The following is a 26,470-nucleotide window of genomic DNA, read 5'->3' on the forward strand; positions in this document are numbered from 1 at the left end:
ATGACCAAGAATTACACGCGCGACTATTGGGAAAGCGTCCTCTCCGGCCTCAAGCCCGAAGGTCGTCACTTCATCAACGGCGCCCATCGCGCCTCCGCCTCGAGCGAAACCTTCACCCGCATCCGGCCGATGGATGGCAAACCGGGTGCGCAGCTTGCGCGCGGCAATGCCGCCGATGTCGATGCTGCCGTCGCCTCCGCCCGCGCGGCCTTCGAAAGCGGTGTCTGGCGCAAGAAGGAGCCGCTCGAAAAGAAGAAGATCATGCTGAAATGGGCCGATCTCATCCGCGCCAATGGCGATGAGCTGGCTATGCTTGAGACGATCGATGTCGGCAAGCCGGTCATGGCGTCGCTCGGTGTCGATGTGCGCCTATGTGCTGACGGCATCCAGTTCTACGGCGAAATGATCGACAAGATGTATGACGAGATTGCGCCAACCGGCCCGAATGCCCGCGCGCTGGTGCGCAAGGTGCCGCTTGGCGTCATCGGGGTGATCACGCCCTGGAATTATCCGATGATCATCGACGCCTGGAAACTCGGTCCTGCGATCGCGGCTGGCAATTCCGTGGTGCTGAAGCCGGCGGAACAATCCTCGCTTTCGGCGATCCGGCTTGCCGAACTCGCGATCGAAGCCGGCCTGCCGGCAGGCGTCTTCAACGTCGTCACGGGTTATGGCGAAGAGACCGGCAAGCCGTTGGCGCTGCATATGGATGTCGATATGATCGCATTTACCGGCTCGACCGAGGTCGGCAAGCTGATCATGGGCTATGCGGCGCAATCGAACGTCAAGCGCGTGGCGCTGGAGCTTGGCGGCAAGTCGCCGCTGGTCGTGTTTGAAGACGCCGATCTCGATGCCGCCGCGGTTGCTGCCGCCTGGGGCTGCTTCTACAATTCCGGCGAGACCTGCCATGCCTCGACCCGTCTGATCGTGCAGCGTTCGGTGCAGGACAGGCTGATCGAGAAGATCGAGGCTGTCACCCGCTCCGACATCGCGCTCAAGCATCCGCTCGATCCTTCGGCGCAGATCGGAGCGCTCATTGAGGAAGAGCACATGAACAAGGTGCTGGCGATGATCGCGGCCGGCGAAAAGGAAGGCGCCCGCCGTGCCTTCGGTGCCGAGCGCGTCATGAGCGAAACCGGCGGTTACTATGTCTCGCCGGGCGTCTTCGTCGACATGACCAACGACATGAGCCTGGCGCGGCAGGAAATCTTTGGCCCGGTGCTGGCAGCCATTCCCTTCGATACCGAGGAGGAGGCGCTGAAGATCGCCAACGATACGATCTACGGGCTTGCCGGAGCCGTCTTTACCAAGGATATGGATCGCGCTCATCGCTTCTCCGAGGCTATCCATGCGGGTACGGTGTGGATCAACACCTACGACATGTCGAACTTCGCGACGCCGTTCGGCGGCTTCAAGCAGTCCGGTTTCGGCCGTGACCGTTCGGTGCATGCAATCAACAAGTATTGCGATTACAAGACGATCTGGCAGCAGTTCGGCTGAGGGATCGATATCGGCATGATCCTTTTCAAAGGATCATGCCCGGAGGATAAAGGGGAGCCATAATGAGCAAGATCGTTTCCATCGAAATCACTCATCACCGTCTGCCGCTCGATCCGGCATTCAAGGCGAGCTGGGACGGCCGCCCGCGTCGGCATTTCGATGCGACCATCGTGCGCGTCCGAGACGATGAGGGGCGCGAGGGCATCGGCTCCGGCGACCTGATGAAGGGTTTCGAGGGGCATGAGGATCTGTTCATCGGGCAGGATCCCCGGCATGTCGAACGGCATTATGAAGTCCTCTCGCACATCAATTTCCATTACGGCCGCTGCTGGCCGATGGACCTGGCGCTGTGGGATCTCTCCGGCAAGATCACTGGCGAGCCGGTCTGGCGGATGCTCGGCGGCCGCGCCAGCCGCGTGCGGCTCTATGCATCCTCCGGCGTGCTGCGCGAACCCTCTGCCATGGCCGATCAGGCCGAGCGCTATATCGACGAAGGCTTTCCGGCCATGAAGGTGCGCTTCTCCTCCTCTTCGGGCGGCCGCGGCGGCTGGCGCGAGGACGTCAAGGCTCTGGAAGCGATCCGCGCCCGCGTCGGTGATCGGCTGGAGCTGATGGTCGACTGCAACCAGGGTTGGCGCATGCCCTGGGATACGACCTTGCCCTGGACCTTCAAGGATGCGCTTACTGTCGCCAGGGAGCTGGAGCGGCTCGGCGTCTACTGGATGGAAGAGCCGCTTCACCGCTCGGATCGCAAGGGCATGAAGGAACTGAAGCAGGCGACCTCGGTCCGCATCGTCGGCGGCGAGATGACGCGTGAGCTCTACGAATTTCGCGATATCATCGAAGAGCGTGCCTTCGATGTCATCCAACCCGATGTCGCCCTTGTCGGCGGCATCACCGGTTGCCGGCGGCTGGCCTATCAGGCACGCGAGGCGGGCGTGCAGTTCACGCCGCATTCCTGGACGAACGGCATCGGGGTTCTCGCCAACGCGCATCTGACCGCCGGCGTCGCTGATGCTGTCTGGCTCGAATACCCCTACGACAATCCGGAATGGAGCGAAGCCCGCCGCGATTATCCGATGGCCTCGCCGCTCAAGCACGATGCTGGCTGGCTGGATCTGGGCCTTGCACCGGGGCTCGGCATCGTCCTCGATGAGGAGCGACTGAAGGCAACGCGTATCTAAAGGCGCCTGCGGAATTGGGCAGCAAGGCCGTGGCATATGGGGTGCTGAGGTGCCGCAAGTTCCTTCTCCCCTCGGGGAGAAGGTGGCCCGAAGGGTCGGATGAGGGGGTAATCGATTTGAATGCGGGGATTTTTGTGCTCTTGGCAGCCCCCTCATCCGCCTGACGGCACCTTCTCCCCGAGGGGAGAAGGGGAGCGCGGCGCCGATGTGTCTCACAGGCGACGGCCCTATACTACGCAGTGGCGGGTCGCATGACTTTGCTTTCCCGCGAGCGCGCCCACTGAATGACAGGGCGCTCGAGCAGCACATAGCTGAGCGTGCCGATGGCAAAAATGATAGCAGTTGCGATGAGACTTGAGACGATCCAGCCGCCCAGCACGTTGTCCGAGCCGGCGCCGAAGGATGAGGGGAAGAGCTGCGGCATCAAGGTCAGCACGATATCCTGCCAGATATAGACGCCGAAGGAGACAGTGGCGACATAACGGCTCACGGGATTGTCGAGCAGCTTTGCCAGCAGCAGCGATTGCGGAAGCGCGCAAAGCGCGATCGCGGCCGCCAGGGGCAGCAGCGGAAATTGATAGGGAATGCCGAGCCAGGCATAGCCTTCCGCCGCACCGCCGATCGACTGCGGCAGCTGCCACGCACCCATGACGATCGCGAGCGCGCCGATGATATCATAGATCGCCGAGCGGCGGGCTGGGAGGAGTGTCTGGATGCCGGCGGCGAGCGCGCCGATCGCGAATATGGCAAAGAAGCCGATCGGGTTGTAGCGCGGCATCCATTCCTTGGCGCCGCCCTGGAAGCCATATCGCCATCCTTGCCCGACATTGTCAGTCGGCAGATAGGTGACGACAAGCCAATGGCCGACCAATGATATTGCGATGATGCCGATCCAGAGCAGGCGGCTGACGAGCAGGGAGCGCGATCTCAGTTTTGAATGAAACAACAATAAGAAACCAATCGGCAGGAGAACATAGCAGGTCGTCTCGAAGGGGATCGACCATAGCGGTCCATCGCCCTGCACCGGGAAAAAGGTGCGCCAATGCCATTGGCTCATCAGGAAGAAACCGGCGATGTAGCGGCCGACCAGTTCCGCGTCTAGCGGAAAGCCATAGATGGTGAAGCTGATCAGGAAGCCAACCGTCAGGGCAAACCAGAAGCCCGGCAGAATACGCGCTGCCCGGCGCATGGCATAGATTTTCAGCGAAGGTAGGGGTTGGGCTCTATCCAGCGCCAACCAGAAGGGGCGCGCAAGAAGGAAGCCGCTGAGGACGAAGAAGACCGAGACGCCGTGATTGCCGAAGCGCGCCAATATGAAGGTTACATCCAGGGCTGGTGGGATCTTGTAGAAATTCATTCGGAGCACGAGATGGTGAACAAGCACCATTAGACATGCGACGGCGCGCATGAAATCCGCTCCTCCCAGCCGCTTGGCGTTCTCCATTCCCGTATCCGCCCGAAATCTCCCTCTATTGCGTTAGGTCATTGCGGCGGTTTCGGCAAGCGTGATCCTTGAAGGCAGGACGCCCGGACCCATCGTTGCCGGGTCCGGGCGTCGGACCGATCTCCCGCACCTGCCAGAAACGAGAGATCGGATTCTTGTATTGGGATAGGGATCAGGCGGCAACGGAGCGGTAGGGGCGCGTGACGCGAGCTGGCTTTAAGGCGTTGCTCCACCATGTCAGCCGCGCAATCATGAGAACAAGCGATTTTCTGGCATCGAGCGGGTTTTCGAGCGCGCCATCCTCGGCAAATCTGCCCCAGGGATTGGCGAAGCTTACCGTATCGCGCACCGTGACCGTGTGCAGTTCGGCAAAGACGAGCCGCAACTGTTCCACCGCGCGCAGGCCGCCGGAGATGCCGCCATAGGAGACGAAGGCGACAGGTTTGCCATGCCAGGGCTCATAGACGAGATCGAGCACGAATTTCAGCGAAGCGGTGAAACTGTGATTGTATTCGGGCGTGACGATAATGAAGGCATCGGCATCCGAAAGCCGCTCCGATAAAGCTCCGACGCCGGGATGCTCACGATTATGCGCGAAAGGCAGATCGAATTCGAGAGGATCGATCAGGTCGATGTCTATAAGCGGATAATGCGCCAATTCGCGGGCGACCCATTTGACCACCCGGTCGCATAGCCGACCCGGACGCGTGCTGCCGTAGATGATCGCCAGCCGGGTTCTTTCTGTCATGTCTTGCTCCTGCTTTACGCGGTTCGGAGCCAGGGTTATAAGACCTCAAGTAAAGTTGAGGTCAATAGCGAAAATGGGAAAAATCGATCCGGCTCAATTTCCGAAGCTGCTGACGGTCGGCGAGGTGGCTGCACGCAGCGGCGTGGCTGTATCGGCGTTACATTTCTATGAAGCGAAAGGCCTGATCGAGAGCCATCGCAGCAGCGGCAATCAGCGGCGCTATCCTCGCGAAGTGCTTCGGCGAGTCTCCGTCATCAAGGTGGCCCAACGCGTTGGTATTCCGCTTGCCGAGGTTCAGGCGGCTCTTCAATCGCTGCCGCAGGGTCGCACGCCGACAGCATCGGACTGGAAGGCGCTTTCGGAGCTATGGAAGGATGATCTCGACGCCCGCATCAAGCGCCTGCAGGGACTTCGCGATCAGCTGGACAGCTGTATCGGCTGCGGCTGCCTTTCGCTCGATAGCTGTCCCTTGCGCAATCCCTGGGATCAGCTTTCCGAGGAAGGCGGAGGCCCGCGGCTGCTCGATCCCGGATAGTGAATTGGCCGCTTAGAGCAATTCCAGGAAAAGTGCGCAGCGGTTTTCCTGGAATTGCGTGAAAACAAAGAGATAGAGCGGCTCAGAGATTCCGTGAAAAACTGAACCGCTCAGGCGTGGACGTGGTTCTCTGCCATATAGCTGTCGAGCGCTGCGGCTTCTTCCTTCGAGAGGTAGAGGCCCTTCTTGGAACGGCGCCATAGGATATCTGTTGCGCTATAGGCCCATTCCTGTTCGATCAGATATCGTACTTCCGCCTCATAGAGATCGCTTCCGAAACACCGGCCGAGATCGGCGATCGTCTTGGCGTTGCCCAGGATCATGGCAGCGCGCGTGCCGTAGCGGCGGATGAGCCGGCGGGCATGCGGATCGGCAAGGAAGGGGTAACGCGACTTGAGCTTAGTGACTTCGGCCTCATAGCCGCGAACCGGAAAATCGCCGCCGGGGAGCGAGCTGCCGGCGGTCCAGGGTTTACCCTTGAGGCCGATGGCTTCGCCGATCTTTTCCAGCGCATGTTCGCCAAGGCGTCGATAAGTGGTAAGCTTGCCGCCAAAGACGTTGAGCAGCGGCGCCTGGCCTTCTTCTCCCTCGACCTTGAGAACGTAGTCGCGCGTGGCTTCCTGCGCTTTCGATGCGCCATCGTCATAGAGCGGGCGCACGGCCGAATAGGTCCAGACGATATCCTCGGGCCGGACCGGCTCCTTGAAATATTCGCTGGCGGCATTACAGAGATAGGTGGTTTCCCCCTCGGTGATTTTCACATCTTTCGGATCGTCCTTGTAGTCGCGATCCGTGGTGCCGATCAGCGTGAAATCCTGCTCGTAGGGAATGGCGAAGATGATGCGGTTGTCCGGGTTCTGGAAGAAATAGGCGCGCGGGTCATCGAACTTCCTGCGCACGACGATATGGCTGCCCTGAACGAGACGGACATTGTGCACCTGGTTTTTGCCGAACGTACCGGACAGCACCTGATCGACCCAGGGGCCTGCTGCATTGACCAGCATGCGGGCGCGAAACTGACGCTTCTCGCCGCTGATCGTATTTTCCGTTTCGATCGCCCAAACTGCGCCTTCGCGCCAGGCGGAGACCACCTTCGTCCGCGGCATGATCGTCGCGCCGCGGTCGGCTGCGTCGCGGGCATTCAATACGACCATGCGGGCATCGTCGACCCAGCCGTCGGAATATTCGAAGGCTTTGGTGAAGAGCGCCTTCAGCGGCTTGCCCGCAGGATCCTTCTTCATGTCCAGCGTCGCGGTTGGGGGCAGCAGCTTTCGTCCGCCGAGGTGATCGTAGAGGAAAAGGCCGAGGCGGATCAGCCAGGCCGGGCGGATGCCGCCCTTATGGTAAGGCAGGACGAAACGCATCGGCCAGATGATGTGCGGCGCCATGGCCCAGAGCACTTCGCGCTCCATCAGCGATTCGCGCACGAGACGGAATTCATAATGTTCGAGGTAGCGCAGGCCGCCATGAATGAGCTTTGTGGCGCCTGACGATGTGCCGGAGGCAAAGTCGTTCATTTCGGCAAGCGCGACCTTGTAGCCGCGCCCCGTGGCGTCGCGGGCGATGCCGCAGCCATTGATGCCGCCTCCGATAATGAAAATGTCGTAGACCTGCTCGCTCACCCGCCCCTCCGCAAAGGTCAGCCATCCCCTGAAGATGGAAAATCGAAACTAAACCATCTAAAGCGAAACAGATACGAATGTCAAACGAACGTTTCTTGACGGAAAGTGCGCGGGTCAGGCCGATCTGCGAGCGGTTTCAACGAGATGGACGTCATGTTCCGCTGCGATGGAACGCACGGATTCGATACTGCATTCGTCGGTAACGAAGGTGTGGACTTGCGACAGATGGCCGATGCGAACCGGGGCGGTTCGTTCGAACTTGGTGCTGTCGGCAACGAGAATGACGTGCCGGGCATTGGCGATGATGGCCTGTGCCACTTTCACTTCGCGAAAGTCGAAATCCAGGAGCGCGCCGTCGGGGTCGATCGCCGAGGCGCCGATGACGGCATAATCCACCTTGAACTGCTTGATGAAATCGACGGCGGCCTCGCCGACGATGCCGCCATCCGAGCCGCGCACGACACCGCCGGAAATGACGACCTCAATGGAGGGGAAAATGCGCAACTTGTTGGCAACGTTAATATTATTGGTAATGACCATCAATTCGTGATGGCCAAGAAGCGCTTCGCCGACGGCTTCCGTGGTCGTGCCGATATTGATGAAAAGCGAGCTATTGTTGGGGATCAGGCTTGCCGCGGCACGGCCGATCGCCTGCTTTTCGGGTGCGGCAATAGACCGTCGCGCCTCATATTTCACGTTCTCGGTTCCGCCGGGAAAGATTGCGCCGCCATGCACGCGCGATAGAACGCGGCCGTCGCAGAGATCGTTCAGATCCTTGCGGATGGTTTGCGGCGTGACCGAGAAGCGCAACGCCAGCTCCTCGACGAGTACTCGTCCTTCCGCCTTGGCAATGTCGAGAATCTCGGTCTGACGTCCGGATAGGAACATGGTTTTCGCTCCCTTTCTTTCGTTTTTTCGTCATCATATGATAAAGTGAAAATTCCGCAATTACTGACGCGCGAATTGTGCGATTTGGGAGGATTTCGTGTTTCATCCGAAGCTATTCGAAAATCGCAATGTCGTGGTCACGGGCGCCGGCCGCGGTATCGGGCTGGAGGTCGCGCGGCAGTTTCTCGATTGCGGCGCCCATGTCCTTGTCCATATCGGCCGCGATACCGGGCGCGATTTGCCTGATTTCCTGATGGAAGCGGAGGCCGACCGTCGCGCCTTCCTGATTGCCGGTGATTTCGCAGCCAGCAATGGCACGCGCGATTTCGTCAGCGCAGCCGGGGAGCGCTTCGACCGTATCGACGTGCTGGTCAACAATGCCGGCACTATGGTCGGGCGATTTCCCGCCGGCGAACTGACCGACGAGCAATACGAGCAGATCGTTCATCTCAATCAAACTTCCGTCGTGGAAGTGACGAGAGGGCTGTTGCCGCTGCTGCGGGCAGCCGGGCAGGCCGCGATCGTCAACACTGTTTCGATTTCGGCGCTGACCGGTGGTAGCCCAGGATCGGCGATTTATTCCGCCTCGAAAGCTTTTGTCGCGACCTACTCGAAAGCCTTGGCGCGCGAGCTGGCGCCTGACGGTATCCGGGTGAATTGCGTCTCCCCCGGCACGATAGCGACCGATTTTCATGAGCGTTATTCATCGAGAGAGAAGCTGGAGCAGACGCGCAAATCGATCCCGCTTCAGCGCCTGGGCACCCCCGAAGATTGCGCGCCCGCCTATCTCTTTCTCGCAGCACCCCTGCTTTCCGGCTACATCACCGGGCAGGTAATCGAGATCAACGGCGGGCAGCTTATCTGCTGATAAAACGGACCTTTTTTGGTTTTCCGCGTCTTTTTTGAATCAGCTTCCGATTTGATAATATTATAAACATTCCCTGGGGATTCTTATTAGAGGCTGTGATATGTCGTCGTCTCTACCGCAGGGCGGTGCAGCGGAACGTGATGTTGAGGAAATGACCGACAGGGCGCGAAAGTCGAGCGCCCTGCTGAAAGCACTATCGCACGAGACGCGCCTGGCGATTCTCTTCATGCTGGCCAAGAACGAGAAAACGGTGATGGAGCTCGAGGCTCTTCTTGACCTGCCGCAGGCTGTCGTGTCGCAGCATTTGGCGCGTCTTCGCCTCGATAAGCTCGTCGATACGCGCCGCGAAGGGCGGCTCATCCACTATGCCGTCGCGCGCTCGGAAATCTGCGCCGTGGTCGATTCGCTGCAGAAGGCATTCTGTCAGCGCGAATGTTGAAGTCCGAAGCAGCCTTGCATGTTGCGTTCACCGGGCTGTCGGTCTAACCCTTTGACTTCGGGAGAGCGGGATGATCGACAAGCTGGAATTCTTCATCGCGCTGGCGAATCAGAAGCATTTCGGGCGCGCGGCCGAGGAGTGCGGGGTGACGCAGCCGACCTTGTCGGCGGCGATCCGGCAATTGGAGGACCAGCTCGGCGTGATGCTTGTCAGCCGTGGTTCTCGCTTTCAAGGTCTGACGCCCGAGGGGCAGCGCGTGCTGGAATGGGCACGCCGCATCGTCGGCGACAGCCGTACGATGCGCGAGGAGATGCGGGCTGCGCGCAAGGGCCTTGCCGGCCATATCCGCATTGCTGCCATTCCGACAGCACTTGCCATGGTGCAGAAAATCACCACGCCTTTCCAGGAAAGACACCCGGACGTTACCTTCTCCATTTTATCGCGCAATTCGCTCCAGGTTCTGAGCCTGCTGGAAAACCTCGAGATCGATGCCGGTATCACCTATCTGGAAAACGAGCCGCTCGGCCGTGTTACCAGCGTGCCGCTCTATGCCGAGCGCTATCACCTCATCACCGCGGCAGGCAGCCCGTTTTCCGAGCGCGAGACGGTGACCTGGAAGGAAGTCGGCGATCTTCGGCTTTGTCTATTGACTGCCGACATGCAGAACCGGCGCATCATCAATCGGCATCTTGCCGAGGCGGGCGCGACCGCCAAGCCGACGCTGGAATCCAATTCGATGATCGTGCTGTTTTCGCATGTGCAGACCGGTCGCTGGGCGAGCATTATGCCGAAGAATATCGCCGATTCCTTCGGTTTTCCGGCGGATATTCATAAGATCCCGATCACGGAACCTGATGCCGAGCATCTTGTCGGCCTAGTCGCTACCCACCGCGAACCCTTTACGCCACTCGTCTCTGCCTTGTTGCATGAGGCGAGATTGCTCGCAGAAGAGAACGGAAATCGATAGAAAATTTCTATCGAGTGACGGGACTGCCTTATTGATCCTTTGCCGTCTCCCTGCGAGCTTATCTTCATGGCGTGTCGATCGCGCGCCAGGAGGAAATGCCGCATAGGTCTTTTCTGAAGATTCGCCTTCGATCTTCGGAGCTATGCGCGGGAGGCTGCTAATGAGTTTGAATCAGGCCGCGGGCGATGTCGCGACCCGCGCCGGCACCATCATCGATAACATGAAACCGATGGAGGGGCCGCTTTTGCCGATCCTGCACGGGATTCAAGAGGAATTCGGCTATGTGCCGCAGGATGCGTTGCCTCTGATTGCCAAGGCACTGAACCTTTCGCGCGCCGAAGTGCACGGCGTCATGACCTTTTATCATGACTATCGCGATCATCCCGCAGGCCGGCATGTCCTAAAGCTCTGTCGCGCCGAGGCCTGTCAGTCGATGGGAGGCGATGCGCTTGCCGAGCGCATCAAGCGGCTCCTGGGCATCGATTTCCATCAGACGACCCTCGATGGCAGTGTCACGCTGGAACCGGTCTACTGTCTCGGGCTTTGCGCCTGCGCTCCGGCTGCGATGCTCGACGGCGAACTCTATGGCCGCCTCGACGATGAGGGCGCGGACGACCTCGTGAAGGAGGCGCGCCAATGACGCTCACCATCTATATTCCCCGCGACGCCGCCGCCCTTTCGCTCGGTGCGGAGAAAGTGGCGAAATCGGTCGCGCAGGAAATCGCCAAGCGTGGCCTCGATGCGCGCATCGTGCGCAACGGCTCGCGCGGCATGTTCTGGCTTGAGCCCCTGGTCGAAGTCGAGATTGGCGGCAAGCGTATCGGCTATGGACCGGTGAAGGCCAAGGATGTTTCCGCACTCTTCGACGCCGGGCTCGCCGAAGGCGGCGAGCATCCGCTCTGTCTTGGGGAGGTCGAAAGCCTCCCATTCCTGAAAGAGCAGACCCGCCTGACCTTCGCCCGCTGCGGCATCACCGATCCGCTTTCGCTGCAGGATTATGAGGCCCATGGCGGCCTGAAGGGGCTGCGCCGCGCGATCGACATGGCAGCTGGCGATATCGTCAAGGAAGTCACCGATTCCGGCCTGCGCGGCCGCGGCGGTGCGGGCTTCCCGACCGGCATCAAATGGAAGACGGTGCTGGATGCGCCGGGCGATCGCAAATATATCGTCTGCAACGCCGACGAGGGCGACAGCGGCACTTTCGCAGACCGGATGATCATGGAGGGTGACCCCTTCGTGCTGATCGAAGGCATGGCGATCGCTGGGCTGGCGACCGGCGCGACAAAGGGCTTCGTCTATACGCGCTCGGAATATCCGCATGCGATCGCCGCGATGGCGGAAGCGGTGGAGATCGCACGTAAGGCCGGCATTCTTGGTGCATCCGTGCTCGGTTCCGGCAAAGCCTTTGACATGGAAATCCGCACGGGTGCGGGCGCCTATGTCTGCGGCGAGGAGACGGCGCTGCTGAACAGCCTCGAAGGCAAGCGCGGCATCGTGCGCGCCAAGCCGCCGCTGCCGGCGCATAAGGGTCTGTTCAACTGTCCCACCGTCATCAATAATGTGATTTCGCTCGCCTCCGTTCCTATCATTATGGACAAGGGCGCGGTCTTCTATCGCGATTTCGGCATGGGCCGGTCGCGCGGCACGATCCCGCTGCAGATCGCCGGCAACGTCAAGCATGGCGGTCTCTATGAGACAGCCTTCGGCCTTTCGCTCGGCGATATCGTCGACAGGATCGGCGGCGGCACGGCGACGGGGCGGCCGGTCAAGGCGGTGCAGGTGGGTGGCCCGCTTGGCGCCTATTTCCCGCGCGCACTGTTCGACACGCCGTTCGACTATGAAGCCTTTGCAGCCAGGGACGGCCTAATCGGTCATGCCGGCATCGTCGTTTTCGACGATACCGCCGACATGCTGAAGCAGGCGCGGTTCGCGATGGAATTCTGCGCAGTCGAAAGCTGCGGCAAGTGCACGCCCTGCCGCATCGGCTCGACACGCGGCGTCGAGACGGCCGACAAGATCGCTAGAGGAATCGAGCCCGAGAAGAACCGGGTGCTGCTTGCCGATCTCTGCAACACGATGAAGTTCGGTTCGCTTTGCGCGCTCGGCGGCTTCACGCCCTATCCCGTGATGAGCGCGATGACCCATTTCCCGGAGGATTTTTCTCCGGCTCCCTTGATTGAAGCGGCGGAGTAAGATCCATGTCCCTCGTTCCAGAAATCGATTACGGCACGCCGGCCTCCACCTCCGAAACCATGGTGACGCTGACCATCGACGGCCGCCAGATCACGGTGCCCGAGGGCACCTCGATCATGCGTGCTTCGATGGAGGCAGGCATTCAGGTCCCGAAGCTCTGCGCCACCGACATGGTCGATGCCTTTGGCTCCTGCCGCCTCTGTCTCGTCGAGATCGAAGGCCGTAACGGCACGCCGGCCTCGTGCACGACGCCGGTTGCCCCCGGTCTCGTCGTTCACACGCAGACGGGCCGGCTGAAGGACATCCGCCGCGGCGTGATGGAACTTTATATTTCCGACCATCCGCTGGACTGTCTGACCTGCGCGGCCAATGGCGATTGCGAGCTGCAGGATATGGCGGGCGCCGTCGGTCTGCGCGACGTGCGCTACGGCTATGAGGGCGACAATCACGTCAAGGCGCGCAACAACGGCGACATCAATCTGAAATGGATGCCGAAAGACGAGTCCAACCCCTATTTCACCTATGATCCGTCGAAGTGCATCGTCTGCTCACGCTGCGTGCGAGCCTGCGAGGAAGTGCAGGGTACTTTCGCTCTGACCATCGAGGGCCGTGGCTTCGGCTCGCGCGTTTCACCCGGAATGCATGAGAGTTTCATCAACTCGGAATGCGTTTCCTGCGGCGCCTGCGTGCAGGCTTGCCCGACGGCGACGCTGACCGAAAAGTCTGTCATATTGATCGGCCAGCCGGAGCACTCGGTCGTCACCACCTGCGCCTATTGCGGCGTCGGCTGTTCCTTCAAGGCGGAAATGCGCGGCGAGGAGCTGGTGCGCATGGTGCCGTGGAAAGACGGCCAGGCCAATCGCGGTCATTCCTGCGTCAAGGGCCGCTTCGCCTATGGCTATTCAACCCATAAGGACCGCATCCTCAACCCGATGATCCGCGAGAAGGTGACCGATCCCTGGCGGGAGGTGACCTGGGACGAGGCCTTTGCGCATATCGCCACCGAGTTCAAGCGGCTGCAATATCAGTATGGCCGTGATTCCATCGGCGGCATCACCTCCTCGCGCTGCACCAATGAGGAAACCTATCTGGTGCAGAAGCTGGTGCGCGCCGGCTTCGGCAATAACAATGTCGATACCTGCGCCCGCGTCTGCCATTCTCCCACCGGCTACGGCCTCGGCCAGGCCTTCGGCACCTCGGCCGGCACGCAGAATTTCGACAGCGTCGAGCATTCTGATGTCGTCATCGTCATTGGCGCCAATCCGACGGATGGTCACCCGGTTTTCGGCTCGCGGCTGAAGAAGCGGCTGCGCCAGGGCGCCAAGCTCATCGTCATCGACCCGCGCCGCATCGATCTGGTGCGCACGCCGCATGTCGAGGCGAGCTATCACCTGCCGCTGAAGCCGGGTACCAACGTCGCCGTAATGACGGCACTGGCGCACGTGATCGTCACCGAAGGCCTGTTCGACGAGAAGTTCATCCGCGAACGCTGCGACTGGTCCGAATTCGAGGATTGGGCCGCCTTCGTTTCCGCGCCGCAACACAGCCCGGAGGAAACGGAAAAATACACGGGCGTTTCTCCCGAACTCGTACGCGAAGCCGCTCGTCTCTTTGCCAAGGGCGGCAACGGCGCGATCTATTACGGCCTCGGCGTCACCGAGCACAGCCAGGGTTCCACTACGGTCATGGCGATCGCCAACCTCGCCATGGTGACGGGCAATATTGGCCGTCCCGGCGTCGGCGTGAACCCGCTGCGCGGACAGAACAACGTGCAGGGCTCTTGCGACATGGGCTCCTTCCCGCATGAGCTGCCGGGCTATCGCCACATCTCCGACGATGCGACCCGCGACATCTTCGAAAAGCTCTGGGGCGTGAAGCTCAACAACGAGCCCGGCCTGCGCATTCCGAACATGCTCGATGCCGCGGTCGATGGCACGTTCAAGGGCATCTACATCCAGGGTGAGGACATTCTCCAGTCCGACCCGGACACCAAGCATGTTGCCGCCGGCCTTGCCGCGATGGAATGCGTCGTCGTCCACGACCTCTTCCTGAACGAGACGGCCAATTACGCGCATGTCTTCCTGCCCGGTTCGACCTTCCTGGAAAAGGACGGCACCTTCACCAATGCCGAGCGCCGCATCAATCGCGTGCGTAAGGTCATGACCCCGCGCAACGGCTATGCCGACTGGGAAGTGACGCAGAAGATGGCGCAGGCCATGGGTCTCGGCTGGAACTACGCGCATCCCTCCGAAATCATGGACGAGATCGCCGCGACGACGCCGAGCTTCGCATTGGTCTCCTACGACTATCTGGAAAAGATGGGCTCGGTGCAGTGGCCCTGCAATGAGAAGACGCCGCTTGGTTCGCCGATCATGCATGTCGATGGCTTCGTGCGCGGCAAGGGCAAGTTCATCCGCACAGAATATGTGCCGACGGATGAACGCACTGGTCCGCGTTTCCCGCTGCTGCTGACGACCGGGCGCATTCTCAGCCAGTACAATGTCGGGGCGCAGACGCGGCGCACGGAGAATGTCGTCTGGCACGCCGAGGATCGCCTGGAAATCCATCCGCACGATGCGGAACAGCGCGGCATCCGCGAAGGAGACTGGGTCAGGCTCAGCAGCCGCTCCGGTGACACCACGCTCAGAGCCTTGATTACCGACCGCGTCGCTCCCGGCGTCGTCTATACGACCTTCCATCATCCGGATACGCAGGCGAACGTCATCACCACCGATTACACCGACTGGGCGACGAACTGCCCGGAATACAAGGTGACGGCGGTGCAGGTTTCGCCATCGAACGGTCCGTCGCAGTGGCAGGTCGAGTATGATGAGCAGGCCCGCCAGTCGCGGCGCATTGCCGGGAAGATGGAGGCTGCGGAGTGACGATGCATGCGTTTTCCCCTTCTCCCCTTGGGGACAAGGTGCCCGGAGGGCGGATGAGGGGGACTCTCCGCGCGAGGGGAGCTGCTCTTCATTTGCGCTCGAGATACGCGGAGCTATCGCTCCTTGCCCCCCTCATCCGACGCTGCGCGCCACCTTCTCCCCGTTTGGGAGAAGGGAAGGCTATCCAATGACCAAATTCACCCCCACCACCACCGTCCCCGAAACCGCCCGCCGCAACGGCCTGGTCCGCTCGGGCACGCGCATCGTCCCCGAGGAAGTGCCGATCGCATTTTCCTATGGCGGTACGTCGCATGCGGTCATGATGGGCACGCCCGCCGATATCGAGGATTTCGCCGTCGGCTTCAGCCTCACCGAGGGCATTATCACCGATATAAGTGAGATCGTCGCGATCGAGCCGATCGAAGACCAGCAGGGGATCGATGTGCAGATCGCTCTGGTCGACGATGTGGCCGACGCACTGCGGCTGCGCCGCCGCCATATGGCCGGCCCCGTCGGCTGTGGCCTCTGCGGCATCGAATCGATCGAGCAGGCGGTGCGCAAGGTACCGGATGTCTCGAACGTTGCTTTAAAGCTGACGCAAAAGGATGTCGTCCGCGCCATCGCTCTCCTCAATGATGCCCAGCCGCTGCATCGCGAGACGCATGCTGTGCATGGTGCGGGCTTCTATATTCCCTCCGAGGGCTTGCTTGCCGTGCGCGAGGATGTCGGCCGGCACAATGCGCTCGACAAGCTCTGCGGTGCCGTGATCCGTTCCGGCCATAAGGGCTCGGAAGGTGTGGTCGCCGTCACCAGCCGCCTGTCCGTCGAGATGGTGCAGAAGGCGGCGATATTGGGCAGTTCTGTGCTGGTTGCCATCTCCGCGCCGACGGCGCTCGCCGTTCGCACGGCCGAGGAGGCCGGCATGACGCTGGTGGCGCTGGTGCGCGGCGACGATTTCGAGATTTTCACCCATCCGCATCGCATTATCACGGGGAGCATCGCCGATGTCGCCTGAGGAAACGCCGCACGGCAAGACCGAAACCAAGCTCATCTATATGGCGAACCAGATCGCCACCTTCTTCAAGACGCAGCCGGCAAATGAAGCCGCACAGGGCGTTGCCACCCACATCAACAAATTCTGGGAGCCGCGCATGCGGCGCCAGCTGTTCACGATCATCGGTCATGGCGACAGCGGGCTCAGCCCTTTGGTCTTGGAGGCGGCCTCGCTGATCCACAGACCCGCGCCGCCCGAAGAAATTAAGCCGGCTTAATACTAGCATTGATGATGCATTGGGATGGAGAGAGGAGGCTCCATCCTCGAATCCGAGTCCTGCGGAGGGAAGAATGCGGGGTATTTGAAGCAAGGAGGAGTTGTTCATGACGGCTGCGGATACGAATATTTCCCGAGGAACGGCAACGGCGGGTCTGCTCGATCGCGAGCGCATCATCGCCAAGCCGGGCTTTAACCGGTGGCTCGTGCCGCCGGCGGCTTTGGCGATCCATCTCTGCATCGGCATGGCCTATGGTTTCAGTGTGTTCTGGCTGCCGCTCTCCAAGGCGCTCGGCACTCCGACTCCAGCTCCTGCAGAATGCGCCAGCCTCAATCTTCTGACTGCCCTGTTCACGACAAGCTGCGACTGGCGCGTCAGCGATCTCGGCTGGATCTATACGCTCTTCTTCGTGTTGCTCGGCTCCTCCGCTGCCATCTGGGGTGGGTGGCTTGAGAAAGCGGGGCCGCGCAAGGCCGGCGTGGTTGCTGCCTGCTGCTGGTGCGGCGGTATCCTGATTGCGGCGATCGGCGTGATCTTCCATCAGCTCTGGATCATGTGGATCGGCGCCGGTGTCATCGGCGGTATCGGGCTTGGTCTCGGCTATATTTCGCCTGTGTCGACGCTGATCAAATGGTTTCCCGACCGGCGCGGCATGGCGACCGGCATGGCCATCATGGGCTTCGGCGGAGGCGCGATGATCGGCGCGCCGCTCGCAAGCCTGCTGATGAACCACTTTCGCATGGATGGCTCCGCCGGTGTCTGGCAGACCTTCATCGTCATGGCAGCGATCTATTTCGTTTTCATGATGGGCGGCGCCTTCGGCTATCGTCTGCCGCCGGCCGGCTGGCGTCCTGAGGGCTGGACGGCCCCTGCCGCCAAGAGCTCGATGATCACGACAAAGCATGTGCATCTTCGCAATGCCCACAAAACCCCGCAGTTCTGGCTGATCTGGGCGGTATTGTGTCTCAACGTCTCGGCCGGTATCGGCGTTATCGGCATGGCCTCCCCGATGCTGCAGGAAATCTTCGGCGGCGCATTGATCGGCCTGCCGGACCTGAAATTCGCCGATCTCAGCAAGGACCAGATCGCGGCGGTGGCGGCCATCGCCGCCGGTTTTGCCGGTCTGCTGTCACTCTTCAACATCGGCGGGCGCTTCTTCTGGGCGTCGCTATCCGACAGGATCGGCCGCAAGAACACCTATTATTGCTTCTTCGTGATCGGCATTGCACTCTATGTCCTGGCTCCCTGGGCGGCAGGCATTCATAGCAAGGTGCTGTTCGTGGGCGCGCTCTGCATCATCCTGTCGATGTATGGCGGCGGTTTCGCGACCGTTCCCGCCTATCTCGCCGATATATTCGGGACCCAGTTCGTTGGCGCCATCCATGGGCGGCTGCTGACGGCATGGGCGACGGCCGGTATCATCGGGCCTGTCGTGGTCAACTATATCCGCGAGGCGCAGAAGGCAGCGGGCGTGGAAGGCGCACAGCTCTACACCTTCACCATGTATATTCTTGCGGTCACGCTGGCTCTGGGCTTGATTGCCAATTCGCTGGTCAAGCCGCTCTCGGACAAATGGTTCATGTCGGATGAGGAAGTGGCGGCGCTGCAGGCGAAGACCGCTGCCGCCAATGCTGGGCCTACCGGCTCTTTCGGCATCGGCACGGGTGGGTTTGATGGCAAGGCGCTGATTGCCTGGGCGCTTGTCGGTATTCCGCTCCTCTGGGGTGTCTGGGTGACGATCAAGAGCACCTACGCTCTGTTCGGCTAAACGATCCTCTAAATGACCAAAAAGCCGCTCCGAAATTCGGGGCGGCTTCTTGATTTTCAGCAGGGCTTTACGATCAGGCGGCGCGGCGGACGACCATATGGCGGATCATCGAGTCCGCGAGGCGGAATTGCGCAAGCAGCGTATGCAGCGCGTCCGCTTCGTTGGCGAGCCTGAGGCTTGCGGCGGTGCTCTCTTCGACCATCGCAGCATTCTGCTGGGTGGTCTGATCCAGCGAATTGATCGCCGAATTGATTTCCCGAAGGCCGATCGTCTGTTCCTTCGACGCCTTCACGATGGCAGCGACGTTGGTGTTGATATCGCCGACCTGGGTGACGATCTGTTCCAGCGCCTTGCCCGTCTGGCCGACCAGGCCGACACCGTTCCTGACGTGCTCGCTCGATGTCGTGATCAGCGCCTTGATCTCCTTGGCGGCGCTGGCCGAGCGTTGTGCCAGTTCGCGCACTTCCTGTGCAACAACGGCGAAGCCCTTACCGGCCTCGCCGGCACGTGCGGCCTCGACACCGGCATTCAGCGCCAGCAGGTTGGTCTGGAAAGCGATATCGTCGATGACGCCGATGATGTTGGTGATCTCACGCGAGGATTTCTCGATCTGATCCATGGCGGCGACGGCGTTGCGGACTACCGTGCCGGATTCTTCGGCGCCGCGTTTGGTCTCGGCAACGAGGCGCCCTGCTTCTTCCGCACGCTGGCTGGAATCGGCGACCGTGGTGGTGATCTCTTCCAGGGCTGCGGCCGTCTCTTCCACCGAGGCGGCCTGCTGCTCCGTGCGTCTTGAGAAGGCTTCTGCCGAGTCGCCAAGCTCGCGCGAGCCGGCAGCAATGGCGCTGGCATTGTGACCGACGGTAGTCAGCGTCTGGGAAAGCTTGTTGATCGTCGCGTTGAAGTCGTGGCGAAGCTGCTCCATGGAAGGCACGAAAGAGCGTTCGAGCGTCTTCGTCAGATCGCCTTCCGAGAGGCTGCGGAGTGCGCCGGCGAGTTCGCTGATGGCGCTCATGCGGGAGGTGACATCCGTCGCGAATTTCACGACTTTGTAGACTTTGCCATCAGCGTCGACGATGGGGTTATAGGCCGCCTGGATCCAGATTTCCTTGCCGCCCTTTCCGTAGCGGACGAATTCGTTGGCGATGAACTCGCCCTGCGCCAGGCGCTGCCAGAAGCGCTTGTATTCCTCGGTGCGGGCATGGGCAGGGTCGCAGAAAATGCTGTGATGCTTGCCGACGATCTCGCTGGGCGCATAGCCCATGGCGCTGCAGAAATTCTCGTTCGCGGTCAGGATTTCGCCGGTCGGCAGGAATTCGATGACGGCCTGTGAGCGCGAGAGCGCCGCGAGCTTGCCCGCGTCATCGATCGCCTTCTTCTTGGCGTCGGTGACATCGACGGCGAATTTTACGACCTTAACCGGCTTACCGTTGCGGAAGACAGGGTTGTAGGAGGCCTGTATCCAGACTTCGCGATTGCCCTTGGCAAGGCGCTTGTAGGTGCCGGCATCATATTCGCCACTGCCGAGACGCGCCCAGAAATCATGATAGGCCGGGGTTGCGATATAGGCGGGATCACAGAACATCCGGTGATGGTTGCCGACGATTTCCTTCAGCTCATAGCCCAGCGCGCGGCAGAAATTCTCGTTTGCCGTCAGAACCTTACCCTCGAGATCGAACTCGATGATGGCCTGCGATTTGGACATGGCGGACAGAATGCGGCTGGTATCCGATGATAGACTGAACATTCCTATTCCCTCCTAGAAAGCTCGCGCCTGCCGAGCGTCGATTGAATGACATCGAAGCGGACGACTGTGCTCGCCGAGACGCCTCTGAGAGGCGTTCCGCACGGAATTGCCGGAATGTAGAGATTGTATTTTCTTTCCTCGCTTCACAATCGATGATGGAGTTTCCTCCTTTAATTTTGAGTAAAAATTAGCTTATTAGAAATTACAATTTAAATAAAAAATAATTAGCTAAAATTATGAGGAAATAAAAAACCGCCGCGGAGGGCGGCGGTTCTTTGGAAAGACTATGCTGGGAAGTTAAGCGGCGAGCTCGTCTGTTTCGTTTTCCTTGAACATCTTGGCGAGGTTCAGGAAGCAGATCATTCCGTTCTCCGTGGCGATGATGCCTTCGCAATAGGCGCGATCGAAGGAGGCGGTTACTTCCGGAACCGGCTGTACCTGACTGGAAGCGATCGTCAGGATGTCGGAGACGCGGTCGACCAGCATGCCGATGACCATGCTATGCACTTCGGCGACGACGATGGCGCTGCGCTCGTTGGCGACCGTGCTTTGCATGCCGAGCTTGTAGGCAAGGTCGATGATCGGGATCACCGAGCCGCGCAGGTTCATGACGCCGATGACATCGGCCGGCGCGTGCGGGATCGGCGTCGATGGCGCCCAGCCGCGAATTTCGCGGATCGTGGTGGTTTTGACGCAGAATTCCTGATCATGCAGCCGGAAGGCAATGATCTCCAGAGTTTCGCCGCTAAAGCTGGTGGAGTTGATCGTGGCCATGAACGCTCTTCCCATTGAACCGTCACGTCGAATCCGACGTGTTATTGGCACGATAGAGCAAGAACATTGCTTAAACCTAAATCTATACAAGCAGTTTCGACTGGATAGTCTTACGCGGTATGATGTCGGGAAGGAGTAGCCCCGGAAAGGAATGGAGCCCCTTTAAGCGGCTCGTGTCGGGCGGTCGAAGATGCGCCGGCCGAAGAGGCTTGCCGCCATTTCCACGAGAACACGGGCGCTCTTGCCGCGATCGTCGAGGAACGGGTTGAGCTCCACGAGGTCGAGCGATGAGACGAGGTTGCTGTCGGAGAGCATTTCCATGATGAGATGCGCTTCGCGATAGGTCGCGCCGCCCGGCACGGTGGTTCCGACACCCGGTGCGATATCCGGATCGAGGAAATCGACATCGAAGCTGACATGGAGCAGGCCGTTGGCTTCGCCGACGGTATCGAGCACCTTGCGCATGATGGCGGCGACGCCTTGCTCGTCGAGGGAGCGCATGTCGAAGACGTTGACGCCGTGTTCGCGGATTTCTTCACGTTCACGCGGATCGACGGAGCGGATGCCGACCTGGAAGACCTTCGTCGGATCGACCAGCGGCCGCCCGGCCGGCAGAACGCCCTCGATCTCGGCTTCGCCGCAGAAGAATGCAACGGGCATGCCGTGAATATTGCCTGAGGGCGAGGTAGCGGGGGAATTGAAATCGGAGTGAGCGTCGAGCCAGAGCACGAAGAGGGGGCGACCAACTTCCGCCGCGTGGCGGGCCATGCCGGAGACGCTGCCCATGGAAAGGCTGTGGTCGCCGCCCAGGATCAGCGGGAAGCCGCCGGACGATGCGACTTCGTAAACCTTTGCTTCCAGTGCGCGCGTGAAGGCGCCGACGATCTTCAAATTGTGAGCGTGGGGATGGTCGGGCAGGTCCGCTGCTGGAACAGGATGCAGGTCGCCGCTATCCGTGACGCGATGGCCAAGTTCGGTCAGCGTGGTTTCGATGCCGGCGATGCGGAGCGCCGTCGGACCCATGCCGGCGCCGCGGCGACCAGATCCTTCTTCCAGGGGAACGCCGATCAGGGTAACGGGAGTGGATTGCGTATTCATCGGCATTGCTCCGAGGGTTAGAGCGATTCCGGAAAAGCCAGCAGCGGCTTTCCGGAACGGGTAAAAACAACGGCATGGATCAGATCGAGGCCATGAAGAGCCGACCGATCCGCATTATGTTGGCTTGCATTATCAATTGTCTGGATGACAGCAAAAAGATGGAAAATTGTCCAGAATCAACCGGCTTTCGACAGATTGATCAATCCGATTGCGCAGAATGATAAGCCAGTGGACAATCTTCATGCGAGCTCGCGCTACGCAACAGGGTGCATATCTCTGCTTCATCCGCGGCGAGGTGCTCGGCAATAACTTGTTCTCGCGGAAGAGGTGTTCCTCAATATTCATGCTCGTAGACGACGCCCGCTTCCCCGGCGCCGTCAGATCCCGCCGCGCCGCGCAGCTTCACGCCGCGACCCACATTGAAATTGATGATCGCCTTGGTGTTGTTTGAGGCGCCCTGCTGCAACTCGATATAGGTGCGCTTGTTGATATATTTGCCGGCGCCTACTTGTGCCTGGCCGTTCGCATCCGTCGAGATATCGAGATCATCGACGCCGAGATGGCTGCGCAACCCCTCGAACAGCGACGTGGAGCGTCCGCCGGCAAGCTGGCTGGCGGCATCGGCGAGCTGGGCGATCTGCATGGCGGAAAGTTTCGACATGGATTGACCGAAGATCAGCTGCGCCAGAACCTCGTCCTGCGGCAAAGCCGGAGAAGACGAGAAGCCGATCTGTGGGTCGGTCGCCAGGCCGGTGACATCGACCGTTATGGTGGTGGAGCCTGCCGTCGACGTCGCTTCCATGTTTAGCGCCGGGGTCAGGTCGCCGCCGAAGGTGATCTTGCTGGTATCGGTGAAATCCAGCCGACGGCTCAAGATGGTCAGACGTCCACGCCGCATGGTGAAGCCGCCGGATACCACAGGTTCGGCTGCCGTGCCGCGAACTGTGATGTTGCCGCCGAGTTCGGCATCGATGCCGCGGCCACGAACGAAGATTTGCGAGGGAGCATCGAGCTGCAGGTCAATGCCGAGAGTCGTCGATTTGCTGCGCGGCGCCTCCGGCTTCTGATCCTTGAACTGGGCCTTGACCGCAGCCGGAGCATTCTTGTGCTTGATGTTGATCTCCGACAGCGATGCCGGCAGCTTTTGCGGCACGGTGATGGACGCCTTGCTGATCCGGAGATTGCCCGTCAGCATCGGCGCGGTCATCAGCTGTCCCTTGATGCCGAGCGTGCCGTTGACCGTTGCGGTGACGAGGGTTCCGTCGACATAGGTCGCGTTGTTGAACTTCATCTGGATATCGGCAGGGAAACCGCTATCCGGAGCAATGCCGACCGTACCGCTGCCGGAAATGCTGCCGCCGCTGGTGAGGTTGCCGCTCAGCCGCGAGATGACCGCCTGCCTGCCGTCGAGCGTAACGGTCACGGCAAGGCCGTTGAGCGTCAGGTTTCGCCGTACATCGACCAGCTTGGCGCTGTCGGTGGTGATCGAGCCTGATATGGCGGGTGCCGCCGTCGTGCCGCCGATCTGCATGTCGATCTTGGCGGTGCCTGTCATGACGAGGCCCTGGGCGGCCAGCTGGCCTGCCAAGGCGTCGAACGGCAGATTACCGGCAAACCTCAGCGACATCGACTTGTTGCCGGCAATCGCGATGGTGCCGCCGCCATTCAGTGCAAGGCCGCTTTGGCCGGTCAGGTTGGTATTGATGGTCACGATATTGTCGGCAAATTTTCCGTCGGCCTTGATGCCGAGTGCGGCAAGGCTCGCGGATTTCGTCTGGCTCGTCGCCGCTCCCGACCAGTTGGTCTGGAAGATGACGGCGGGCGAGGCGGCCTTGCCGGTGACCGCCACCGTGCCCGAAATCACGCCCTCCGCCGCAAGCGTTGGCGCAAAGACATTGGCAAGGCTCGCCGGCAGGTTGGCGATCTTCGCATTGATGTTCAGGGCCTGCCCGGCGGTGCCATCAACGGTTACCGAACCGCCACCAGTCTGAAGGGTCAGGCCGTTCAGCGAGGCGATGCCGTCCTTGATGACGATCTTTGTTGGCGATGCAAGCTTCACCGGTATCGTGCGCGGTGCGCCGGCAAAGGAATCGAGATTAACTGTCGTCTGGCCACCAGCCGTGTCAACGCTGCCGCGTGTTGTCAGCGGCGCGTTGTCATAGGCCGATTTCAGATCGAAATCCGTGCGGCTGCCCTGCTGGGTGAAGGTCAGATTGAGATCGGCGATGCGGTTGGCGCCCGAGGCAATCGTATCGGCGCGGATGCTGCCATTGGCGGAGAAGGCCTTGAGATCGTCGACGGCAAGCGCTACGGCCGGCTTGCTGATGACGAGATCGTCTCGGCGGATACCATTACCATTGGCGTTGACCTTCAGGCCGGTCTTGCCGTTGGCGCTGGCGATATCGAGCGAGCCCTTGAGGTCGCCCTCGGCCTTTTGGCCGGCAAGGGCGGCCAGCAGGCTGAGATCCGGGAGGTCGAAGGTCAATGCACCCGTTGGCTCGAAGCTCGGCGACAAATCCAGCTTGCCCTGCAGCTTGTTGGTGCCGATTTCGGCTGCCAGCGACGGGATGCTTGTGCGGCCATCCTTGGAAACGGCGTCGGCGGTGATACGGATCGGCTTGCCATCGATTGCGCCGCTTGCCTGAACCTTTGCTTGCGGAGCTTTGGGGTCGGCGGTACCGGTCACGCCGATATCGAGCGTATCGAGCAGCCGTCCCGCCAGCTTGACATTAACGGCCTTGACGGTCGCGTCGATATCAAGCGCAGAGAGGGGACCCTTGGCCTTGAGACCGATATCGGCCTGTCCCTGCGCATTCGGGACGAGCTTGGAAAGGTCGAGCACCTTGCCGGATAGATCCGATGTCAGCGATTGGTCGTTGAGCGCGACATTGCCGTTGATCTCGGCGACATTGGATTTCACCGCAAGATTGGAGAGCGTCATCTTGGTCGGCACAGTGCCGGCGACCTGGCCTTCCAGGGAGATCGTGCCTTCGAACTTGTTCGAGACACCATCCGGCAGAACGCCGGGCAGGGCGAAAAGCTTGAAATTGCCCGTGAGCGCCTTTGACGACAGCGTATATTTGCCGTTGACGGTGCCGCCGATGCTGGCGCTTTCCAATGTTGTATTGTTGAAGCCGATCGTATCGGGCGAGAGCTGAAGCGGCGCAGTCAGGGCAATCGGCGCGCGGATCAGGCGATTGAGGTCGGGGCTCACGAAGGCTGTCTGGCCGACAACCAGGCGAAGCTGCAGCGGGCCGGACATGGCGGTGAGATTGAAGGCATCGCTGCGGGCACCGAGATTGATCTGTCCGATGTTGCCTTGCGGCGTGCTGGCGCTGTCAAGTGCGGCCTTGGCATCGATTTTCACCGATTGCGCCGCACCCGTCAGTGCGATGTCAACCCGCGAGATCAGGGCGCGGGCCTCGCCGTTTTCCATCGGCCAGCGGAAGTCGACAGGACCGGAAGTGCCGATCAGATTGGCATTGAGGCTGTTGTTGCCGGCGGGATCGAGCGTGCCCGATGCAGCAAGCACGGCGCTGCCTGTGGCGAGGTTGCCGGTCTGGATATCGATCTTGCCCTTGCCGTCAAAGGCCGCCGAAAGATCGATTGTCGTCTGGCCGGCAAAGAGCGCACGCAGGGTCGGCGGCAGGAGCGAATCGACATCGCCGCCGCCCTTGACGTCGATATGATGCAGGCCGTCGGCCGAGAGGCTGTGGTGGCCGGTGATGGCGACTGTCGGCTTACCGTCGAGTGCCGCTTGCAGCTTGCCAGCCCAGTTGGAGAGGGGGCCGTCGCCGGAAAGGTCGATGTTGACGGCGGGTCCGCCCGGCAGGTGCAGCAGCCCGGCCAGCATGCCGTCGCGCGGCTCGGAAATCTGCGTTTTCAGTTTCAGCTGATTGTCGGCCGGAGCAAAGGCGATATCGGCGGAAAGCTTGGCATCGGGCACGTCGTGCCTGAAGGCATTGAGTGTCAGACCCATACTGCTGCTGTTTGCTTTGACACTGCCGTCGGCGGCCAGAACGAAATCCTGTCCCGCGACAGCCTGTCCGATGCGAAGATCAGGCAGGGCGATGGCGCCGATATCGACGGCAATGGGCAGGGAGAAGCCGCCGCCACCCGTCGACTGCGTTTCTGGCGCGGGTGCGACCGTCGAAACCGGCGGCCGTTCGAAATCGACGACATCGGCTGCGACGCGATCGGCATGGAAGGTGCCGGTCAGCAAGGACAGTGGAGACCAGTCGATGGCAAGGTTCTGCACCTTGGCATAGGAGCCCTTCGTGTCGGACACAGTGATCGAACCGACCCTCAGATTGCCGTTCAACAGCCCCGAGGGCGCGGCGATCGCGATGGTGCGATCCGGCGTCGAGGCGATCTTCGCCACCTGATCGACGGCGTAGCCGGTTGCGGAGGGTACTAGACCGACGACGAGCACAGCCGCGATCACGAGCAAGAGGATTGCCACGACCGCATAAGCGATCCAGCGCACCAGTTTCCCGAGAATTCGAATCAATATGCTCATGAAAGCGACAGTAACCTCAA

The 26,470-nt window shown here is 60.8% G+C and carries 20 protein-coding genes; 12 read left to right on the forward strand and 8 right to left on the reverse strand.

Annotated features, from left to right (window positions below; translation table 11 throughout):
- Together FHT85_RS19305 and FHT85_RS19310 are read left to right on the forward strand one after the other, a co-directional pair.
- A complete protein-coding gene (locus FHT85_RS19305; protein WP_112412641.1) occupies positions 1 to 1,500 on the forward strand; it encodes an aldehyde dehydrogenase family protein in 1,500 nt (499 codons plus the stop codon).
- Between the two features lie 62 nt (positions 1,501 to 1,562).
- Complete coding sequence (locus FHT85_RS19310; RefSeq protein WP_112412642.1) at positions 1,563 to 2,684, forward strand: mandelate racemase/muconate lactonizing enzyme family protein; 1,122 nt, start codon at positions 1,563 to 1,565, stop codon at positions 2,682 to 2,684.
- Positions 2,685 to 2,916: 232 nt separating this feature from the next.
- Here the strand turns inward: FHT85_RS19310 and FHT85_RS19315 are convergent, their stop codons facing one another.
- Together FHT85_RS19315 and FHT85_RS19320 are read right to left on the reverse strand one after the other, a co-directional pair.
- Positions 2,917 to 4,128, reverse strand: coding sequence for an acyltransferase family protein (locus FHT85_RS19315; RefSeq protein WP_112412643.1), 1,212 nt, complete (start codon positions 4,126 to 4,128; stop codon positions 2,917 to 2,919).
- A gap of 172 nt (positions 4,129 to 4,300) precedes the next feature.
- Positions 4,301 to 4,876: an NADPH-dependent FMN reductase gene (locus tag FHT85_RS19320; protein WP_112336392.1), complete on the reverse strand. Its 576-nt coding sequence runs from the start codon at positions 4,874 to 4,876 to the stop codon at positions 4,301 to 4,303.
- Between the two features lie 73 nt (positions 4,877 to 4,949).
- On the opposite strand from FHT85_RS19320, the gene soxR reads away from it, so the two are divergent.
- The gene (gene soxR / locus FHT85_RS19325) at positions 4,950 to 5,411 is read left to right on the forward strand and encodes a redox-sensitive transcriptional activator SoxR (protein ID WP_112412644.1); all 462 of its coding nucleotides are present in this window, start codon (positions 4,950 to 4,952) and stop codon (positions 5,409 to 5,411) included.
- Positions 5,412 to 5,521: 110 nt separating this feature from the next.
- Here the strand turns inward: soxR and glpD are convergent, their stop codons facing one another.
- Together glpD and FHT85_RS19335 are read right to left on the reverse strand one after the other, a co-directional pair.
- On the reverse strand, positions 5,522 to 7,033 hold the full coding sequence (gene glpD, locus FHT85_RS19330) for a glycerol-3-phosphate dehydrogenase (protein ID WP_112412645.1): 1,512 nt from the start codon (positions 7,031 to 7,033) through the stop codon (positions 5,522 to 5,524).
- Between the two features lie 114 nt (positions 7,034 to 7,147).
- A complete protein-coding gene (locus FHT85_RS19335) occupies positions 7,148 to 7,921 on the reverse strand; it encodes a DeoR/GlpR family DNA-binding transcription regulator (protein ID WP_112336396.1) in 774 nt (257 codons plus the stop codon).
- Positions 7,922 to 8,018: 97 nt separating this feature from the next.
- On the opposite strand from FHT85_RS19335, the gene FHT85_RS19340 reads away from it, so the two are divergent.
- The 9 genes from FHT85_RS19340 (at position 8,019) to FHT85_RS19380 (ending at position 18,312) form a co-directional block, all read left to right on the forward strand.
- Positions 8,019 to 8,789, forward strand: coding sequence for an SDR family NAD(P)-dependent oxidoreductase (locus FHT85_RS19340; protein ID WP_112412646.1), 771 nt, complete (start codon positions 8,019 to 8,021; stop codon positions 8,787 to 8,789).
- 100 nt (positions 8,790 to 8,889) lie between these two features.
- Positions 8,890 to 9,228, forward strand: a complete 339-nt coding sequence (locus FHT85_RS19345; protein ID WP_015341375.1) for an ArsR/SmtB family transcription factor — start codon at positions 8,890 to 8,892, stop codon at positions 9,226 to 9,228.
- A 70-nt stretch (positions 9,229 to 9,298) separates the two neighbouring features.
- Positions 9,299 to 10,195, forward strand: a complete 897-nt coding sequence (locus FHT85_RS19350) for a LysR family transcriptional regulator (protein WP_112336398.1) — start codon at positions 9,299 to 9,301, stop codon at positions 10,193 to 10,195.
- A 160-nt stretch (positions 10,196 to 10,355) separates the two neighbouring features.
- Positions 10,356 to 10,835, forward strand: a complete 480-nt coding sequence (locus FHT85_RS19355) for a formate dehydrogenase subunit gamma (RefSeq protein WP_112412647.1) — start codon at positions 10,356 to 10,358, stop codon at positions 10,833 to 10,835.
- On the forward strand, positions 10,832 to 12,388 hold the full coding sequence (locus FHT85_RS19360) for a formate dehydrogenase beta subunit (protein WP_112412648.1): 1,557 nt from the start codon (positions 10,832 to 10,834) through the stop codon (positions 12,386 to 12,388). Before FHT85_RS19355 ends, FHT85_RS19360 begins: the two co-directional genes overlap by 4 nt.
- 5 nt (positions 12,389 to 12,393) lie before the next feature.
- Positions 12,394 to 15,273 carry a formate dehydrogenase subunit alpha gene (gene fdhF, locus FHT85_RS19365; RefSeq protein WP_112412649.1) on the forward strand — a complete coding sequence of 960 codons (2,880 nt, stop codon included), beginning with the start codon at positions 12,394 to 12,396 and terminating at the stop codon, positions 15,271 to 15,273.
- Positions 15,274 to 15,460: 187 nt separating this feature from the next.
- Positions 15,461 to 16,288 (forward strand): formate dehydrogenase accessory sulfurtransferase FdhD, encoded by an 828-nt coding sequence (gene fdhD / locus FHT85_RS19370; RefSeq protein ID WP_112412650.1) that lies wholly within the window; start codon positions 15,461 to 15,463, stop codon positions 16,286 to 16,288.
- Positions 16,278 to 16,544, forward strand: a complete 267-nt coding sequence (locus FHT85_RS19375) for a formate dehydrogenase subunit delta (RefSeq protein WP_112412651.1) — start codon at positions 16,278 to 16,280, stop codon at positions 16,542 to 16,544. Before fdhD ends, FHT85_RS19375 begins: the two co-directional genes overlap by 11 nt.
- Before the next feature lie 106 nt (positions 16,545 to 16,650).
- Positions 16,651 to 18,312: an OFA family MFS transporter gene (locus FHT85_RS19380; protein WP_112412652.1), complete on the forward strand. Its 1,662-nt coding sequence runs from the start codon at positions 16,651 to 16,653 to the stop codon at positions 18,310 to 18,312.
- Positions 18,313 to 18,385: 73 nt separating this feature from the next.
- Here the strand turns inward: FHT85_RS19380 and FHT85_RS19385 are convergent, their stop codons facing one another.
- From FHT85_RS19385 to FHT85_RS19400, 4 genes are all read right to left on the reverse strand, one after another.
- Entirely contained in the window at positions 18,386 to 20,059 is a 1,674-nt protein-coding gene (locus FHT85_RS19385; protein ID WP_112412653.1) for a methyl-accepting chemotaxis protein, read from the reverse strand.
- A 297-nt stretch (positions 20,060 to 20,356) separates the two neighbouring features.
- Positions 20,357 to 20,833 carry a chemotaxis protein CheW gene (locus FHT85_RS19390; protein WP_106999223.1) on the reverse strand — a complete coding sequence of 159 codons (477 nt, stop codon included), beginning with the start codon at positions 20,831 to 20,833 and terminating at the stop codon, positions 20,357 to 20,359.
- Between the two features lie 162 nt (positions 20,834 to 20,995).
- Positions 20,996 to 21,931 carry an arginase gene (gene rocF / locus FHT85_RS19395; RefSeq protein WP_112412654.1) on the reverse strand — a complete coding sequence of 312 codons (936 nt, stop codon included), beginning with the start codon at positions 21,929 to 21,931 and terminating at the stop codon, positions 20,996 to 20,998.
- Between the two features lie 334 nt (positions 21,932 to 22,265).
- Entirely contained in the window at positions 22,266 to 26,450 is a 4,185-nt protein-coding gene (locus FHT85_RS19400) for a translocation/assembly module TamB domain-containing protein (RefSeq protein ID WP_112412655.1), read from the reverse strand.
- Positions 26,451 to 26,470 lie beyond the last annotated feature (20 nt).

This window comes from Rhizobium sp. BK312, assembly GCF_014193605.1.
In the GTDB taxonomy this organism is placed as follows: Bacteria; Pseudomonadota; Alphaproteobacteria; order Rhizobiales; family Rhizobiaceae; genus Rhizobium.